The sequence below is a fragment of the Pararhizobium sp. PWRC1-1 genome, assembly GCF_049897905.1.
Taxonomy (GTDB): Bacteria; Pseudomonadota; Alphaproteobacteria; order Rhizobiales; family Rhizobiaceae; genus Pararhizobium.
In genome coordinates, this window is the sequence record NZ_JAFCXE010000028.1 from 54,631 (window position 1) to 70,451 (window position 15,821).

At 57.2% G+C, this 15,821-nt stretch carries 15 protein-coding genes and 4 pseudogenes; 8 read left to right on the forward strand and 11 right to left on the reverse strand.

Annotation, left to right across the window (positions count from 1 at the left end; genetic code table 11):
• Positions 1-130: 130 nt before the first annotated feature.
• The gene (locus ACP7E0_RS30040) at positions 131-2,533 is read left to right on the forward strand and encodes a PAS domain-containing protein (RefSeq protein ID WP_426130436.1); all 2,403 of its coding nucleotides are present in this window, start codon (positions 131-133) and stop codon (positions 2,531-2,533) included.
• 1 nt (position 2,534) lies between these two features.
• Here the strand turns inward: ACP7E0_RS30040 and ACP7E0_RS30045 are convergent, their stop codons facing one another.
• A complete protein-coding gene (locus tag ACP7E0_RS30045) occupies positions 2,535-3,707 on the reverse strand; it encodes a sugar ABC transporter substrate-binding protein (protein WP_426130438.1) in 1,173 nt (390 codons plus the stop codon).
• A 12-nt stretch (positions 3,708-3,719) separates the two neighbouring features.
• Positions 3,720-5,078 (reverse strand): sensor histidine kinase, encoded by a 1,359-nt coding sequence (locus tag ACP7E0_RS30050; protein ID WP_426130440.1) that lies wholly within the window; start codon positions 5,076-5,078, stop codon positions 3,720-3,722.
• 622 nt (positions 5,079-5,700) lie between these two features.
• Between ACP7E0_RS30050 and ACP7E0_RS30055 the strand changes: the two genes are divergently transcribed.
• The 3 genes from ACP7E0_RS30055 to ACP7E0_RS30065 all read left to right on the forward strand — a co-directional run bounded on the left by ACP7E0_RS30055 (position 5,701) and on the right by ACP7E0_RS30065 (position 6,789).
• Complete coding sequence (locus ACP7E0_RS30055; protein ID WP_426130442.1) at positions 5,701-6,060, forward strand: sensor histidine kinase; 360 nt, start codon at positions 5,701-5,703, stop codon at positions 6,058-6,060.
• Between the two features lie 84 nt (positions 6,061-6,144).
• Positions 6,145-6,534 (forward strand): response regulator, encoded by a 390-nt coding sequence (locus tag ACP7E0_RS30060; RefSeq protein WP_426130444.1) that lies wholly within the window; start codon positions 6,145-6,147, stop codon positions 6,532-6,534.
• Between the two features lie 9 nt (positions 6,535-6,543).
• Positions 6,544-6,789 carry a DUF6894 family protein gene (locus ACP7E0_RS30065; RefSeq protein ID WP_426130446.1) on the forward strand — a complete coding sequence of 82 codons (246 nt, stop codon included), beginning with the start codon at positions 6,544-6,546 and terminating at the stop codon, positions 6,787-6,789.
• Positions 6,790-7,264: 475 nt separating this feature from the next.
• On the opposite strand, the pseudogene ACP7E0_RS30070 reads toward ACP7E0_RS30065, so the two are convergent.
• The 3 genes and pseudogenes from ACP7E0_RS30070 to ACP7E0_RS30080 all read right to left on the reverse strand — a co-directional run bounded on the left by ACP7E0_RS30070 (position 7,265) and on the right by ACP7E0_RS30080 (position 9,152).
• A pseudogene (locus ACP7E0_RS30070) lies at positions 7,265-7,761 on the reverse strand (YidB family protein).
• 128 nt (positions 7,762-7,889) lie between these two features.
• Positions 7,890-8,762, reverse strand: coding sequence for a YsnF/AvaK domain-containing protein (locus ACP7E0_RS30075; RefSeq protein WP_426130447.1), 873 nt, complete (start codon positions 8,760-8,762; stop codon positions 7,890-7,892).
• 18 nt (positions 8,763-8,780) lie between these two features.
• Positions 8,781-9,152, reverse strand: a complete 372-nt coding sequence (locus tag ACP7E0_RS30080; RefSeq protein WP_426130449.1) for a YsnF/AvaK domain-containing protein — start codon at positions 9,150-9,152, stop codon at positions 8,781-8,783.
• Positions 9,153-9,634: 482 nt separating this feature from the next.
• Between ACP7E0_RS30080 and ACP7E0_RS30085 the strand changes: the two are divergent.
• Positions 9,635-9,892: pseudogene (locus ACP7E0_RS30085) on the forward strand (DUF6766 family protein); the annotation flags it as partial.
• Between the two features lie 403 nt (positions 9,893-10,295).
• On the opposite strand, the gene ACP7E0_RS30090 reads toward ACP7E0_RS30085, so the two are convergent.
• Positions 10,296-10,799 carry a ferritin-like domain-containing protein gene (locus tag ACP7E0_RS30090; RefSeq protein ID WP_426130450.1) on the reverse strand — a complete coding sequence of 168 codons (504 nt, stop codon included), beginning with the start codon at positions 10,797-10,799 and terminating at the stop codon, positions 10,296-10,298.
• 489 nt (positions 10,800-11,288) lie between these two features.
• Between ACP7E0_RS30090 and ACP7E0_RS30095 the strand changes: the two are divergent.
• Both ACP7E0_RS30095 and ACP7E0_RS30100 read left to right on the forward strand, forming a co-directional pair.
• A pseudogene (locus ACP7E0_RS30095) lies at positions 11,289-11,472 on the forward strand (hypothetical protein).
• A gap of 106 nt (positions 11,473-11,578) precedes the next feature.
• Positions 11,579-11,833, forward strand: coding sequence for a hypothetical protein (locus ACP7E0_RS30100; RefSeq protein ID WP_426130452.1), 255 nt, complete (start codon positions 11,579-11,581; stop codon positions 11,831-11,833).
• Between the two features lie 63 nt (positions 11,834-11,896).
• Here ACP7E0_RS30100 and ACP7E0_RS30105 read toward each other — a convergent pair whose 3' ends face one another.
• Positions 11,897-12,163, reverse strand: a complete 267-nt coding sequence (locus ACP7E0_RS30105) for a hypothetical protein (RefSeq protein WP_426130453.1) — start codon at positions 12,161-12,163, stop codon at positions 11,897-11,899.
• A 676-nt stretch (positions 12,164-12,839) separates the two neighbouring features.
• On the opposite strand from ACP7E0_RS30105, the gene ACP7E0_RS30110 reads away from it, so the two are divergent.
• Positions 12,840-13,646, forward strand: coding sequence for a sulfite exporter TauE/SafE family protein (locus ACP7E0_RS30110; RefSeq protein ID WP_426130454.1), 807 nt, complete (start codon positions 12,840-12,842; stop codon positions 13,644-13,646).
• Between the two features lie 32 nt (positions 13,647-13,678).
• On the opposite strand, the pseudogene ACP7E0_RS30115 reads toward ACP7E0_RS30110, so the two are convergent.
• From ACP7E0_RS30115 to ACP7E0_RS30130, 4 genes and pseudogenes are all read right to left on the reverse strand, one after another.
• Positions 13,679-14,008 (reverse strand): annotated as a pseudogene (locus ACP7E0_RS30115) (IS66 family transposase); the annotation flags it as partial.
• Between the two features lie 10 nt (positions 14,009-14,018).
• Positions 14,019-14,231, reverse strand: coding sequence for a hypothetical protein (locus ACP7E0_RS30120; protein ID WP_426130455.1), 213 nt, complete (start codon positions 14,229-14,231; stop codon positions 14,019-14,021).
• Between the two features lie 21 nt (positions 14,232-14,252).
• Positions 14,253-14,495: a hypothetical protein gene (locus ACP7E0_RS30125; protein ID WP_426130457.1), complete on the reverse strand. Its 243-nt coding sequence runs from the start codon at positions 14,493-14,495 to the stop codon at positions 14,253-14,255.
• Positions 14,496-14,879: 384 nt separating this feature from the next.
• Positions 14,880-15,365 (reverse strand): cupin, encoded by a 486-nt coding sequence (locus ACP7E0_RS30130; protein ID WP_426130459.1) that lies wholly within the window; start codon positions 15,363-15,365, stop codon positions 14,880-14,882.
• Between the last annotated feature and the right edge of the window lie 456 nt (positions 15,366-15,821).

Here is a 15,821-nt window from a genome sequence, read left to right on the forward strand (position 1 = left end):
GTGAGACGGGTCACCCGGTCCCCAGGCGAACATTTAGTCTAGTTGTTTGTGGCCACGAAGTCCGCCTTGAGTGACAATTTGCTATGTGGATGCTAGATCAGATTCGGATCATATGCCGGAGCACCACCACTTGAATGACGACGACGCAGAGGTGGGAAACCTGAGATCGGAGAACGTCCGGCTAAAAGCTGCAATAGCCGCGGTGAACGGGGTTCTGTGGACGAATGACGGCAGCGGGCGCATGGCAGGCGAGCAGCCCGGCTGGCAAGCGCTGACGGGCCAATCAGCTGGCCAGTACGTCGGGTATGGCTGGACGGACGCCATCCATCCGCACGACGTCGAAGAAACGGTCGCAGCCTGGAAAGACGCCGTTACAAGCAGAACTCCGTACGTCGTGGAGCACCGAGTGCGACGTGCCGACGGAGAATGGCGACTTTTCTCGGTCAAGGCAGTTCCGATCACAGGCGAAGATGGCTCCGTTATCGAATGGGTCGGCGTCCATACAGACGTGACGGATCAACGCGACGTCGCCAAAGCCTTGGCCGAGAGCGAGGACAACTATCGCAACGCCGTCGAGCTCAATCCGCAGACGACTTGGACCGCACGACCGGATGGCCAGCTCGACCGCGTCGCGGAACGTTGGCGGGAATGGACCGGCGGTAGTGGTCTTGGCTCGTCATGGGGTGAAGCCATGCACCCGGATGATCTCGAGCGCTCGGTCGACGTCTGGACGCGCTCCGTGACGACGGGCGAACCGTACGACATCGAGCACCGTGCCCGAATGGTGTGCGGCGAATATCATTGGATGCATTCGCGTGCCTATCCCCGACGCGACGAGAAGGGCCGCATCGTCAAATGGTACGGGTCTACCGAGGACATCGAAGAACGCAAGCGCGCTGAAGAAAAACTGCGCTCCAGCGAAGAACAGTTTCGGGGATTTGCACAGGCCGTTCCGAACCAGATCTGGACGGCGAAGCCAGACGGTTATCTCGACTGGTTCAACGACCGCGTCTACGACTATATCGGCGTCCAGCCGGGCTCGCTCGATGGCAAGGGAGCATGGGCGGCCAACGTCCACCCGGACGATATGACAACCGCTGCCGACGTTTGGCTGCGTTCACTTCAGACGGGCGAGGTCTACGAAACCGAGTTTCGCATCCGTAGCGCAGCCGGCGAGTACCGATGGTTCCTCGTACGCGCCGTCGCGGTCAAGTCGGACGACGGCAGGATAGCTCGGTGGATCGGCACGAACACTGACATCGAAGACAGCAAACGCCAGACCGAAGAACTCGCGCGCTTCGCGGCCACGCTTGAGGAGCAGGTGCTGATGCGCACCGGAGAGCTGATGGCCGCGGAAGAAGCTCTGCGTCAGTCACAGAAAATGGAGGCGGTTGGTCAGCTTACGGGAGGCTTGGCGCACGATTTCAACAATCTGCTGGCAGGCATTTCCGGTAGTCTTGAACTTATCCAGCGTCGCACGGCTAAAGGCCAGTTTGACGGTCTCGAGCGGTATGTCGTCGCAGGTCAGGAAGCGGCCAAGCGCGCCGCTGCCCTGACGCATAGGCTTTTGGCGTTCTCCCGTCGGCAGACGCTCGATCCCAGGCCGACCGACATCGATCGTCTGGTCGAGGGCATGGCGGAGATAGTCAAAAATACCATCGGGCCGTCCATTGCCCTGAAGATCGACGCCGTCGAAAACCCCTGGCCAGTCCTCGTCGATCCCAACCAGCTCGAAAACGCGCTACTCAATCTCTGCATCAATGCAAGAGATGCACTCCCGGATGGCGGTTCAATAATCGTCCGGTCCCGCAACCTGGATCTCAGTCGCCGAGACGTGTCCGGGCTCGATACTCTGCCCGGAGACTACCTTGCAGTCTCGATCGAGGACGACGGAGTTGGTATGCCGGCAGAAACGGTCGCAAGAGCGTTTGAACCGTTCTTCACGACGAAGCCGACTGGGCTCGGGACAGGGCTCGGTCTGTCGATGATCTACGGGTTCGCCCGTCAGTCCGGCGGCGCTGTCAAGATTTCATCGAGAGACGGCGAGGGAACGAATGTGACCCTCTACCTTCCTCGTCACGAGGTTGCGCAAGCGCCAGATGCTTTGGAAGAGCACGCCTTGGAGAGCGTGGTTTCGGCAAGCGGCCAGACGATCCTTGTGATCGATGATGAAGCGTTGATCAGAATGCTCGTCGTCGACACTCTCCAGGAGCTCGGTTACCAAACGCTTGAGGCAGGCGATGGCCCACAGGGGATGAGGCTGCTACGCTCCGACGCACGCATCGATCTATTGGTGACGGATGTCGGCCTGCCGAACGGAATGAATGGTCGGCAGGTCGCCGACGCCGCTAGGGAACTGCGGCCTGGTCTCAAGGTTCTCTTTATGACGGGCTATGCCGAGAATTCCGTACTGGATCGCGGCCATCTGGATCCTGATATGCAAATCATGACGAAGCCGTTCCAGATGGATGATTTCAGTCAGCGTATCAGGGAGATGGCAGGCCAAGGCAACGACATAACGCCGCGCGCTTGAGTTATTGGTCCGACGACCAGGGGAAATCCAAGAACTGATTTCGGGTTTCGAAACAAATATTCCCGTACATACGCAAATATTCGCCTCGCTTCGCGGGATCGAGGAACACGCCTTCAGGGTTCTTCAACTCACCTTCATAATCTTCAATGCTGGTGGCATTCAGAAGTTTCGGCAAGATATCCATGGCCTGAGGAACGCTTTTTCCTTCTAGCCAGTCGGCAGCGAACGAACCCAAGCCATATCCAAAGACTGGCGACGCCAAGCTCACGCTCGCCTTGTAAGGGCTCTGGGCATCTTTAAGTTCAGCAAGTGCATCAGGCTCGCCGTCGATGCCTCCGAGAAATTGTGACGGAGAGGCCTTTCCCGCTTCCCTCAGTGCCCGAAGTGCGCCGATCACCACTGTGTCAGCCCCCAAAACGACGTCGATCTTGGGATGAGCAAGAAGGATCAATTTCATCATCTCGTACCCACCCTCGACATTGACGGGGCTGGGCGAGATGTCCGCGACGATCCGCACATCTGGCAATTTGCCCAGGACGTCCCGCATGGCTTTGAACCGGGGCGCGAGAAACTGAAGGCTGTCATGGGTCAAAAGGACGACGTTGGCCCGTCCATCCAGCTTTTCCACGATGAAGTCGGACGCCGCCTGAGCCAGGCGCTTTCCGGTCAGATACTGCGGAGCATTGAGGATAGTTACGGCCGGAGGCGGAACGACGGTGCCAACATAAGTCCCTTTTGCGATCGCCGACCGCAGGGAAGGGGCGAGTGCGAGCGCATCTATGGGGGCTGCGACGAGTGCGCCCGTGTTTTTCGCCACCGCGGCATCGACTGCCGAGATCATTTTCGAAGAGTCGTCCTCAGCAAGCTCCACGGTGAATTTTAAGCCCCGGCGTTCAGCCGCCTGCGCCAACCCGAATTTGACTCCTTCCATGAACTGGCGGTCATTGTCCTGCAGAAAAACCAGGCTTCGATCGGCACCTGCAGGAGGTTTGCAAGCGGCAGCCATACTGTCGAACGCAGCCAGCTTAACTGGCGTGGTGATGCCCTCCGCCGTCGTCGCGGAAACCCCAAAAGCAGCGTAGAAACTCGACATCAGGACTGCAGAGATCATAGGTCGTGAAATCATGGCGGCGGCGATCTTTTTCAAAGGGGAATGATGATTGGTAGAGACCATAGCGGTCTCGCTTCACGATGGCACCGTCGGAAAAGAAAGGCTCGCGCTGGTTCCTGGGGATCGCGTCAGATATTCGATCGTCGCCCCCATACTCGAAGCCATCGCGTTCACAATGCGCGTTCCAAGCCCGGTCCCCTGGGCTGGACTGCCCTCGCGGCGACCGACGCCATCGTCTTCGACAGTCAATATTCCGAAGCCATTTCCCTGACGGGCCAGTACGACCCTGATTTCCCCGGATTGATCGGGATAGGCGTACTTCACCGCATTCATCACCCACTCGGATACGATGACCCCGAGGTTCACGCTCGCATCCGTTTTGAGCTTCATCGGCTCGAACTCGTATTTCAAAGAGATCGGGTTGGAAGACGCGGCAGTCATCTTGAATTGATCGAGTATTCCCATGAGGTATTCGTCAAGCGCAACCTCCTGTCCGTCTCCCGCCTCATAGAGACGTTTGTGAACCATGGCTATCGCATGCACTCGGGCCTTCGTTTCCTCCAAAGCGCTCTTTGCGAGATCATCAGTGAGCGAGCGGGCTTGTAGCGTGATCAACGAACTTACTAAGGTGAGGCTGTTGGCCACTCGATGGTTGACCTCCGAAAGTAGCACCTCGGCGCGGTCTTTCGCAGCGCGCATCTGATCCGTGGCAACCGCAAGCTCTGAGGTCCGCTCGGTGACCCTATTCTCTAGGTTGTCATTGGACCGAGAAAGTTCCCGCTGCGTGGCTTTGAGTTCCCGAGTGTATTTGATGACGATATAGATCGCTCCGCCCGCGAGAATAAGCATGATTCCGCCATTGACGAGCGATACCAGCCGAAGCCAGACGGCATTTTCCGTCTGTTCGTTCACCAGCTCGGCCAGCCGATCGTCCGCCGCCAGCGTGATACCCGTCACGAAGACGTTGATCTGGTCCATTTGGAGCTTGCCGCGGTTCGTGCGGATGAGCGAGAGCGCTTTTTCTCCGTCGCGAGCTTTCTTCAGCGCGATGGTTTCGTCCATTCCAGACATCTTGGCGCGCGCGACCTCGGTTAGGCGCTCAATCGCTGGCGACAGGTCCGGGTAGTCGGTCAAGGCGTCGGGCAGCAATGCCACGGCTGCTTCAGCCTTCTGTTTCGCCTGATCGTAGGGCGACAGATAAACCTCGTTGTCGGTGTACAGAAAACCGCGCTGGCTGGATTCCGCAGCCTGCAGAGCCGATCGCAGGTCCACGGCAATCGATTTCGAGTCCCTGGCTTTAAGGACGGCGTCTGACAGGTCTTGCGCGCGCGATGATAGCCACACGGACGAGCCGATGATGGCGAAAAGCGCGGCGATGCCTAAAATGACTAGGGCGAACGTTGAGCTTACAAATTGGCGCGAACTAATTGGCATACAGAATCCATGGCATAAGACGCAGACATACGCGAGTCGTGTTTTCGGATACCGCGACGAAACAGGCCCCCTTGCGTTTGCTTCGAACTCCTCTGCGTTCCGATGTCATTCCAGACAGACAGGGCGGTCGACGTCGACTTCGCGCAAGTTGTGAACGCGCTACTCAAACTCTGCATCGACGCCCGCGACGCGATGCCCGATGGCGGCCTGTGTGTTGACTAAGAACGAAGCTAAGGAACGTGGCCTCGAGCCGGGCCGGTATGTGTCTCTCTGCGTCATCGAGACAGGAACGGCATACCACGGAAGTCACCGAGCGCGCGTTCGATTCTTTTTACACGATCTCAGCCCATCTGCGACCTCGTTCCGCAGTGTGTCGGCAGCGCTCGCTCTCGCAGCATCATCAATCGTGTCGAACGAGATACCGTTAAGGTCTTCATCGAGTCCTTCAGAGTGCTTCACGTGCAGGAAGTTTATCGGCATAGGCTGCGGACCTCCGTTATGAACAGAGACGGCCGCAATTCTCTTCCGGCCCCGTGGCCGCCTCGGCGGCGGAATACACCTTCTTCTGACAGATGAACCTCTGGAGCCGACGCTGGAACAGGTCGTCGAGGAGATGAGGAGCGTGTGGACGGACCGCGAGATCGACGTGGCATTCGACTTCAGGCATCCCGTCCGTATCGACCACCCGCGTCTGGCGCAGCTGTTCTCGAACCTGCTCGGGAATGCGCTGACTCACGGCGCAGCTGATGCTCCGGTGCGGGTGAGGGCGTCGACTACGCCCGAGGCCTTCGAGCGTTGGGTCGCAAACGCTGGTGAACCGATCCCCGAGAATTCCATGGAGAGGCTGTTCCAGCCCTTTACGCGGCCCTTGGACAACATGGCAAAGCAGGGGTTAGGCCTGGGCCTCTACATTGCGTCCCAGATTGCTTCGGCGCACGGCGGCACGCTGTCGGTCGGCTCCTCCCCGGCGATTTACGTTTAAGCTGCCGTTGGATCAGATCGTTGAACTAAAACGGTAAACGGTCAAATGTCTGGAACAAATTGTCCTTCAGTTCCTTTACCGAAAATGAAAAACGCAGAATTCGCAAAACTCGAGGAACCCATCGCGCTTGTCGTAGACGACGAGCCTCTTATCCTGATGGACACGGCCGACATGTTATCCGACGAGGGGTTTGCGGTTGTCGAGGCCTCCAACGCTGATCAGGCGTACGAATTCCTAGACACGCATTCTTCGCTCCAGCTTCTTTTTACGGACGTTCAAATGCCCGGAAATCTTGATGGATTCGGCCTCGCTCGCGTGGTCGCAGAGCGCTGGCCACACATTTGCGTTGTGATAGCTTCAGGAGCTGCTGTTCCTGGGCCAGGCGACCTCCCGGGCAACGCGTTGTTTATCTCCAAGCCATTTACTGCGGAATTGGTCCACCAGGTGTTGAAAGAACACTCCATACAGCACTGAGGCGCTTAAATGAAAACCAGGTACTTCTTCGATGTGCATAATGGTGACGGATATGTCGCCGACGAAATGGGGATGCTTTTGACCTCCACAGCCAACATTCCCCAAGAGGTCGGCCGGATAATGTCTGACATTGCTCGTGACGAGCTTCCCTATGATGAACATCGTGGCATCATTACCGTGAAAGTCAGGGACGATAACGGAAGACCAATCTCAGTCGGATCACTGACTTTCACCTACGAGGTTGTGGCCGACTAATCCGTCAGTTGGCTGATCCAAGTCTTTTTGCTCAACGCAATGAAAATCACCCAATAGCGTTCCGCCCATGCTGCCATGGAGGTGCGCACGTTGCATATGTCGGGGTAGAACGATCGGTTTATAAGCAAGTTGACGAGGGCTGGACAGTGTATCCCCATGCTTCCACCCCTCCAGCACGACTGGCCCAGCTTCGGGCAGGTCTTTTTTCCAAGTAGGAGACTTGTCGTGCCACGAAACTTCTTTCACCTGGGGAGGCCGTCAGACCCTTGGCCAATACAAGGCGATAGTCCATCGGTACTCCAAAGGCGGTCGTGTCGTCACAAAACGAAACAGCCTTTGTAGCCGCAAACTATTAGGAAATTGGACGACGGCTAACCACTTCGGAAATTCTGGACGGTGCGTCGTTTTCAACGGTCGGCAGAGGGCCACCTGACACGCAACTCTCTGTAGCGTCCCGTCGTTAGATGATTTGGGGTCAAATGCGCGGTACCGATTGCCGTCCGTAGCCTTCAGCGGGTTCATCGTCGATCGGAACGGTGCCGTCGGGTGTTAGTTCGTAACTGCTTTCGGTAGGTCGCGGTCAGTCGGCTCAATATCTCATCAGGCGACAAACCCGTTCGGGTGGACAAGTCCTCGAGAAATTCCGGACCCAGCGCTTCCGACAGCTGTCGGTCATCGAGTTCGGTATTCGGCCCGGTTTCAACCCACGACTTCGCCGCATCGCCATGGCGGTTCTGTTGAAATTGCTTCAGCAGGTCGCCGAGGCCGCCGCCGAGCACGCTTCCCGAGGATGCGCCGCCGAGCAAGCCTCCTAGTCCGCCCAGACCGCCTGAACCTCCGCCTCCAAGGCCGCCAAGGAGTCCGCCGAGGGCCGCCTGATTGCCCGCCTGCGGTTCCGTCACCACGCTGCTGTTGAATACCCCGCAGAAGTTCACCAATCTTATCTCTGTTCTGAAATCCGGCCACTGCCAGGACTCCGAGGAGCTTTCAACGCGCTGCTTGCCATTTCAATTTTCTCCTGCTTCGCGAAGCGTCAATCGCCTTCGCCACAGCGTTCACGGAATGAAAAGGGCGACTGCCGCCGCCCTTTTCATGTTAAATCAGTCGCGACGTACACCTGTTGTCCCGTCAGTGCGGACAGCACCGTCGCGATCGTCATCGATTTCGACTTCGGTCTTGCGTACCGTGTCGGAAATCGTCTCTTCCCGCTGCTCTGCGGTCTTGCGGAGAGAAATCTCTTCGACGACGCGGGCATCCTTGGAAACGACGGCCTCTTCCCGATGCTCCTCGGCTTCGATGGTGCGATCAACGAAAGCGTCCTCGTTGCCAGTAAGTGGGCGGTCAACAGACCGTCGGGTGACTTCCACGTTCTCGTTACGAAGCGAGACGTTCTCGGTGACAGGGGTCTCGGTCACATAGGAGCGAACCTTCACGCGCCCGTTGGTGACGTCGCGTTTGCCGATTTGCAGCTCCTCCTCGACGACGGGGATGACTTCCTCGCCATCCGCTTCAAGCGTAGAGGTACTCGCCGATCCGCTCGTGCGGTCATAGGAGGATGCCGCGAAGGCTCCGTTTGACGTTTCCCGCGACCAGCCTTCCGATTCCCACGCCTTGGCGCGTTCGTCGAGATTGATACTGCCTTCGTCATCGAGGATGTCGAGTGCAGCATCGTGCAGGTCTAGCGGATAACCCGTCACGGTGACAAGGTAGCCGCCACGGCGGATGCCCTCGGCGTACGTGGTGCGGTCGTCGTCCGCGAGGAACAGCTCTCCGAGGTACGCCCAGAAACCCTTCCCTTCTTCAATTGGCGTCGTGGTGCCAGTTGTGTCGGCAATGATCTGAATGGACGATCTCGGAATACCCGCGGCGGCCAGACGCTCGATGGCGTTGTCCGCTTCAGAACGGTCGTCATAGAACGCCGTGATGGTATTGGAGCCGCCGTGCGGGGATGCTGCCTGATCAGTGTATGTCATTGTTTTTCCTCTCTATTGCTATTCTTCAATTCTCTCGACCGTCGCGGTCTGCTTGCGCAGGGTGACGGGGATGGTTACGTCCTCGGACGTGGCGATCTGTCGGATGCGGATTTCTTCGACGAGCAGGAGACGTTTTTCGACCACGACGATTTCCTTGACGATAGGAATTATGGTGGTGTCGCCCTCGACCCTCAGCTGGGGGATTGCATCGACTTCGCGATCCACCGGCTCGCGGGTGACCTCAACGCGGACGCCCGCCAGCGTTGCATGCGTCAACTCCTCCACCGAATTGCTGGATGTCGATATCCGCACGCGCCCCGTGACCACCCGTTCCTTGGCAATGCTAACGCTCTCTTCCACAAGCTGAATTTTGGTGTTCTCGTCAGCCATCGTCATTCGCCTTTGGGTTCAGCTGATAAACTTTGGACGCTCGATATTGTTCCGCGTCGGCCCGGGAGGCGCAGTCGGAAGCCAAGCATGGTTTGCGCGCGCTTCGGTTGGCGGAGGACGGTCCCGTTGCCAGCGCACAGCCGAGCCTACTGACAGACATATGGCTACAACGTGGCCGCGCTATCATGCTGGAAAAGGGGGGAAATTGGCGATATCTAACAATGTCCGGAGTACTGAGAACCCGAGGATCAAGCGGCTTCTGCGCGCTGACGGCATTTCTGTCGGCTCGTTCGCTCTTCTGCTGGAAAAAGCCGCAAGCCAACGGAATGTCCAGGCGGTTCGGAGCTTCGGGGTCAATGCCGAAGTTTCACGCCCGATATGTAAGTGATCCTGGCGAAGCGGCGCGCGCCTCGCGAATGATGATGAAATCCGAGATTTCGCGGGTTGACTGGCCGTAGATTGGGATTCGACCAGCTGCTTCGCTCTTCATACTGACATTTGTCTCACACCTCAGGTGTAGCGCGGAGGCGGAAAGTGTCGAAGCCCACATGCATGGGCAGCCCGCGACATCAATGATGGATCACTTGTCCAGCGCCCAGTTCTGGTTCGAGTCCTTACAAAACTGGCAAAGTGAATTCCTCTCCACCGCGGTCGTGGTGGTGCTGTCGATTTTCCTGCGATTCAAAGGGTCGCCAGAGTTGAAGCTAGTCGCTTGTCCCCATAGCGAAACGAGTGACTAACGCCGTGAGGGCCTTCAAACGCGGCGCTTAAACCACTTTATTCATCGAGGTTGCATCCCATAATCCCCGAAATTCCGAAAGCTCCCACTCGCGCTGTGGCAATGCTCCGGTTAATCGGGTTCCACGTCCGTTGCAGGGGGCGGATCCCATTTCTGTCTTCTCCGCTCCTCCCGAACACTCCGATACAGCCGAAGCATTTCCGCCATGTCGATCTCGCGATGGACCCAGCGTTCAGCCAATGACAGAAAGTGGGCGTCCTCTGCGATGGGGCGACCCGCGACCCCCTCGGCTACGATCAGCCTTTGAATAGTCGCCCGACGGCTTTCGATACTCATTGAATCCCTCAGTCCTCAGCAAAGAGGCCCGCCGGAGCGGGCCTCTGGTGTCCAATTGCGTGAATGTATCAAGCAACCTTCTTTTTAGCACCCTTCGGGTTCGCCGACGCTTCGCCGAGCTGCGTCAGAATCTCGTCGGTCGCGAGTTCTTCCTGCAGATTGGCGTCGAGCAAAGTCACGGCTTCGGTGTGGCCAAGCTGCTCGGCCCAGGACTTCAGCGTGCCATATCGAGCGATCTCGTAGTGTTCGACCGCCGGTGCCGACGAGATCAGGCCAGCGTCAAGAGCGACGGAGCCCTTGTATTCCTCCATGATCTCTTCGCCTTCGGCGATGATGCCCTGGATGGCTTCGCAGGTCTTGCCGCGAGCGGCCTTTCCAACGATGTCAAACACCTGCTGCAGGCGCTCGATCTGACCGTCGGTTTCGTCCTTGTGCTTCAGGAAGGCGGCCTTGCCCTCCGGCGATTGCGCAGCGCGGGCCATCTTTGGTAGAGCCTTCAAAATCTGCTTTTCAGCGAAATAGATGTCTTTGAGCGTGTCCAGGAACAGGTCGTCGAGTGTCTTCTCAGCCATTGTGGTTCTCCCGATAGGGGTGTGAGGTTGAATGCGCGGTAGAACTCCCTTGCCTGGAAATTGTTTCGTGCGGAACCACCGGGCTGTCACGTAGTTGCCAGAGGGACCCATGCCAAATCTTGGAAATTGGAGGCACCTTTGCGTCTACATGCAGCGAATGTTCGCCGAAGATACGCCGACGCATGTCGACTGGTTGAATGACGTTTTACCGCAGGTGGAAGAGCGGGCGAGAACGTTTCCGGAGAAAACGATTCTTCACGGGCTTCATTCCACCAGTTCGCGCCGAAGACATTTCGGGCACTTGGCAGGGAGTATTGTCGCAAATGGCGGATGCTTACCCGCAGACACATGCCAGCCGAAATGACAGTTCTTGTTTGATGCGTTCACGCGATAGTTCCCGACGCTGCAAGAAACTTATTCCCACGCGCATCTTTTTGAATTCCACGCGTTTTGGGGAGGACAGACGGATTCAATAAAAGGAGAGCAGTGATGACCAAACGTGAGCTGATCGATACCTGGACTGAACAACGCTACGTGCGCCGCGACAAAGAGGGTGGCTTCAAGGAGTCGGTGGACGTCGGCAAGTCCCTGGCTGCAGAATCGCCGGGAGAATTCAAAGACCAAGGCTGGACCCGGCGTAAGTAATAAGGGCGATCATAATCCGTCAAAGTAACTTCTGCTCTGATGAAAACCAATTTCGCAACGTGATGCATTGCCCTGGGAGGGACGCGCGCATATTGAAACACAGCCCGCGATGCGGGTTGCAGGGGGTAGAGAACATGACCGGAAAAAATGCGGACGTAGCCAAGGTTGCAGCAGCGCTTGAGCGACTTGATCTCGATCTACGCGGTATGGAGGCGACATCTTCCTTTGCCGACCTTGCCCGATTACTCGAGACTGCGCTTGCTCAAGCATTGGACGAGCCCCTGATGCACGAGGCTCTGGAGACCCTCGACGGGCACTGCTCTGATAAACTCTTGAAGATGCTGAGATCGCGGTCGCGTGCTGTGCCAGCGTCGTCGCTACAACACTGAGCCGCCTAAGGCCGACGAGTTTCCAGCACGCGAACGACGATCTCATCCTGTTCGAAATCCCGCTCAAGTCCAACAACTCCGCCACCAGATATCGTCGATCGTTTCCAGCATGACTTCCGCAACAACGATAACGTCCCGCTCAACCTTGCCGTCGTCCTTCCATAGGCCTTCGGCAGGCGCATTCCGGTAGAACGTCACGCCTCCGAACCTCTCGGTAAGTTCAGCTCGGACTCCGTCGAACCTGGCTTGAGTATCGCCCTCCGGAGAGACGGGTGTCGTAAAGACCTCCGGTACGTGCCGTTCGGAGATGAAGCTGGCGACATCGATCATGAAGGTGCGCTACTGCCATAACCAGACGTGACGTCAAGCGGAGTCCTATGTCCCATTCCGGCGATGCTGTAGAATTCGAGAACCTCTCGGCCCTGAGGCTGCGACCAGGACTGCTGCGTATGGCCGTCCACCAACTCTACCACGTTTGGCTTTTTTTCGGCGCAGTGAACGCCACGCCACTGCTCGATGATTGACAGCGCATTCGCAGGCACAACGGTTGAGTCCTTCGTTCCCTGCCAGACCGAAATCGTCGGCCACGGCCCTTTGTGATTTGAGGCCTTGCGAAGTAGATCTTGCAGCGCAGCCGTCGGTGGCAGGCCATGGCCGCGCATTCTGTCAAATGCTTCCGGGACGGTCGTCGCCGTTCCGTAGGGCAGACCCGCGATGATCGAACGGTCCGCTGATATATCGGGGTTCGTCGCGAGCATGACGTTCGAGCCTTGCCTTCCAGTCCGCCGGGATTGGAACCGCACGGGCAAAGGTCAGCCTGTTCTCATGAGGGGTGATCGGCGCATGAAAGGATCTCAGCGTAAGCGACATTTTGCTCCCACCTAGACAAATTCCCCAACTACTGAGTGGGCGTAAGGCCGTTACCCAGCACTCAACACTGCCCTTGAAGATGCCCGGCTTCCGGGTCATAGGTCATGCCACGCGATATCTTGGGGAACATAACGCCATGGCTGATCCGACCTTGAAGAGCTTGTCCCGCAATCGGCCCGCAGCATTTTTTGGCGGAGCTGCTATCGGCACTCTCGGTGGGCTGATCGGTCTTGGTGGTGCTGAGTTCCGGCTGCCTCTGCTCATCGGCCCGTTCGGCTTCGCCGCGTTGGAAGCCGTGATCCTCAACAAGGCCATGAGCCTGGTCGTCGTCGCTTTCGCTCTGCCATTTCGAGCGGCGACTGTTCCCTTCGACCAGATTGCGGTGCACTGGCCAATTATCGTCAACCTTCTGGCTGGGAGCCTGGCTGGTGCCTGGCTAGGCGCGGGTTGGGCAACCCGACTGAAGTCTGAGACGCTCTACAAAGTGATTGCGGTTATGCTGCTCATGATCGCGGTCGTGCTGGTATTCGGTCACGACATCGCAGGAGGTTCGGCACTCGTCACCGGGACTTCGCAGATCATAGCAGGCGTGATCGCGGGGTTGATCATTGGCATTGTCGCATCCTTGCTGGGTGTCGCTGGTGGCGAACTCTTGATACCAACCCTCATTCTTCTGTTCGGAGCGGACATCAAGCTCGCTGGAAGTCTCTCTCTGGCGGTGAGCCTGCCGACCATGATTGTTGGCTTTACCCGCTACAGCCGCGACCAGAGCTTTGCCGTTATCAGAAGAAACCGGATGTTCTTGCTCGTCATGGCCGCCGGGTCGATCCTTGGCACATTCATGGGCGGACAGTTCCTGGGGATTGTTCCGAGTGCCGTGCTGCTGCCAGGTCTCGCCTTGATCCTCGTGATCTCTGCGATCAAGGTGAGGCGGCACGCGTGACTTTAAGCGTCCTGCCTGCGACGGCGTGATCTTCAGCGGTCTTGCGAAAGGAATTTCCAAGGCAGTAATTCGTTGATCAGGCTCTGCTTGTGACCGTTGACGATGGCGGTGAGCGTGGCTGTCAGATAGGCCAACGGATCGACGGCATTGAGCTTGCAAGTTTCAACCAGCGAGGCGATGGTCGCCCAGTTCTCGGCTCCGGCATCGTGCCCCGCAAACGGTGTGTTCTTGCGATTGAGGGCTATCGGCCGGATGGTTCGCTCGACGCTATTGTTGTCGATCTCGATGCGGCCATCGGTCAGGAAGAGCTTCAAGCCGTCCCAGTATTTGGCAATGTAGGCCAAAGCCTCGCCGAAGGAACTACTGATCTATTTAGTTCGTCGCGACCCGGAGCTCCTCAACGAGCAGTTCGAACCGACGACGATCGTCATCAGTCAACGAATCTATCCGATTGCGCCAAAGGGCATTCGCAGCCTCCGGTTCCTCCTCAGCAATCCGAACGAAGGCGCGATGGCTATCCAATCGCCCAGTGCCGCCGACCTCCAAATATTTGGCGGCGAGGTATTCGATAGCGTCCAATTCCATGATTTTGTTCCTGCTTCGCCGTCAGCCGATCCCGGGGATCTGGCCCATGTGAAAGACCAACATCTCCGGGCCATAATACCCAATGGCAGGATCTACCGCTTGTTTACAGACTGCAACACCGTCATGCGTCGGTGCGATAGAGCGTGCTTCTTCGATGGCGGCCATTTCAGATTTGAGATGACGCGGGGGGATTGCGCTATGGAGGTCGCCGTTGGCATTCATATCGTAAGCTTTTATCACATAAACGTCCTGACGCCCCATCATTACTTTCTCCCTTTGCCTCCGCTGGATGCTGTAACGTCATGTGTTCCAGCGGCATCCGACGCTGAACAGTCTGTGCTGCGACACCATTGAGAGATTATGAGCACTTTAAGCACTTTCTAGAATGAACGCCACTCGTCGGCCAGCCGGACGCCGACGGAGAAACGCGTCAGATTGAACGCCGCTCCAAAAACCTGTCGCCCACGCGCACATCCAGCTCTGATGAGGTTCAGCCGCACTGGCGGGTGCTTTTCGTGGGGCAGTGCGGAGCACCACTGCGAAAAAGGACCATGGATACGGGAATTGCGATCTTTCGAACTGGCCCATTCGTCTGAGTTGATGGAAGGACGTAGATCACTTTGCCTTCGTCCGGTCCTTACATTATCGCTAGGCCTTAGTGAGCGATCCCGATGATCCCTGCACTGGGTCGGTCTCGGGAACAGGCAATGCCGAAATCCTGAATAGCATCTCGGGTGAGGGCGAGGCGGTCTGTATATCGGCACGCTGGCCGACTGGGTATGCGCCAACGACCTCGAAGTCTCGCGAACAGCCCAGGTTCATGTGTCCTGTCCCAGCTGGCAAAATCAGGCAATCACCCGTTGCGACTTCGATTGCCCGTCCGTCTGGACCACCGATCAACAGGGTTGCGCTTCCATGGCCGACACCCAAGACCTCGTGAGCGCCTGAATGATAATGCTGGTAGTCGAAAACGCCATTTCGCCAGATGCCGGTCCAGCCGTTTGCGGCGAACATGTTTTCGAAATCCTGCGAGGATGCCTCGCTTGATAGGGCATTCTTGTATAGGAGAACAGGGAGCCTCTGGTTGTTAGGAACCCATTCGCTGTAGGGAAAGATAATCTTGTCGACGATCATGTTGGCGTCCTCTCATGCGAACAGATGGTAGGCGGCCTCCACTGCAAATCAATGGTCCGAACAATCAACCGGTTCCAGTATTCGCCGGAACCGCAGGATTGAAACATTTCAAGCGGCAAGGAAGCAAACGCGCATCGACGACGTGAAGCCCCATCGTCGCATTTTTACCCAGTCTGCCGTTGCCGTTTCTCATCGGATTGCCTGCTAGGCTTCCTGACCTCGATACCCACCGTCTCATCCCATCAATGTTGCCGAACATCCAACGGTTCAGATGTGCCCGCCTTTAGGTCACAAACGCAACCTCCGTTCCCATCCCAGCGGCGATGCCGCAATTCTATTCACAATTGCTGAGAAACTACAGAACTTCGTTTCTATATAAAATTAATAGATTCTATAGTTTGTTCGTCGAAGCTGGGACGTTGACCTGGCCATGGAGAGGTCCGTTTCAAACGCAGT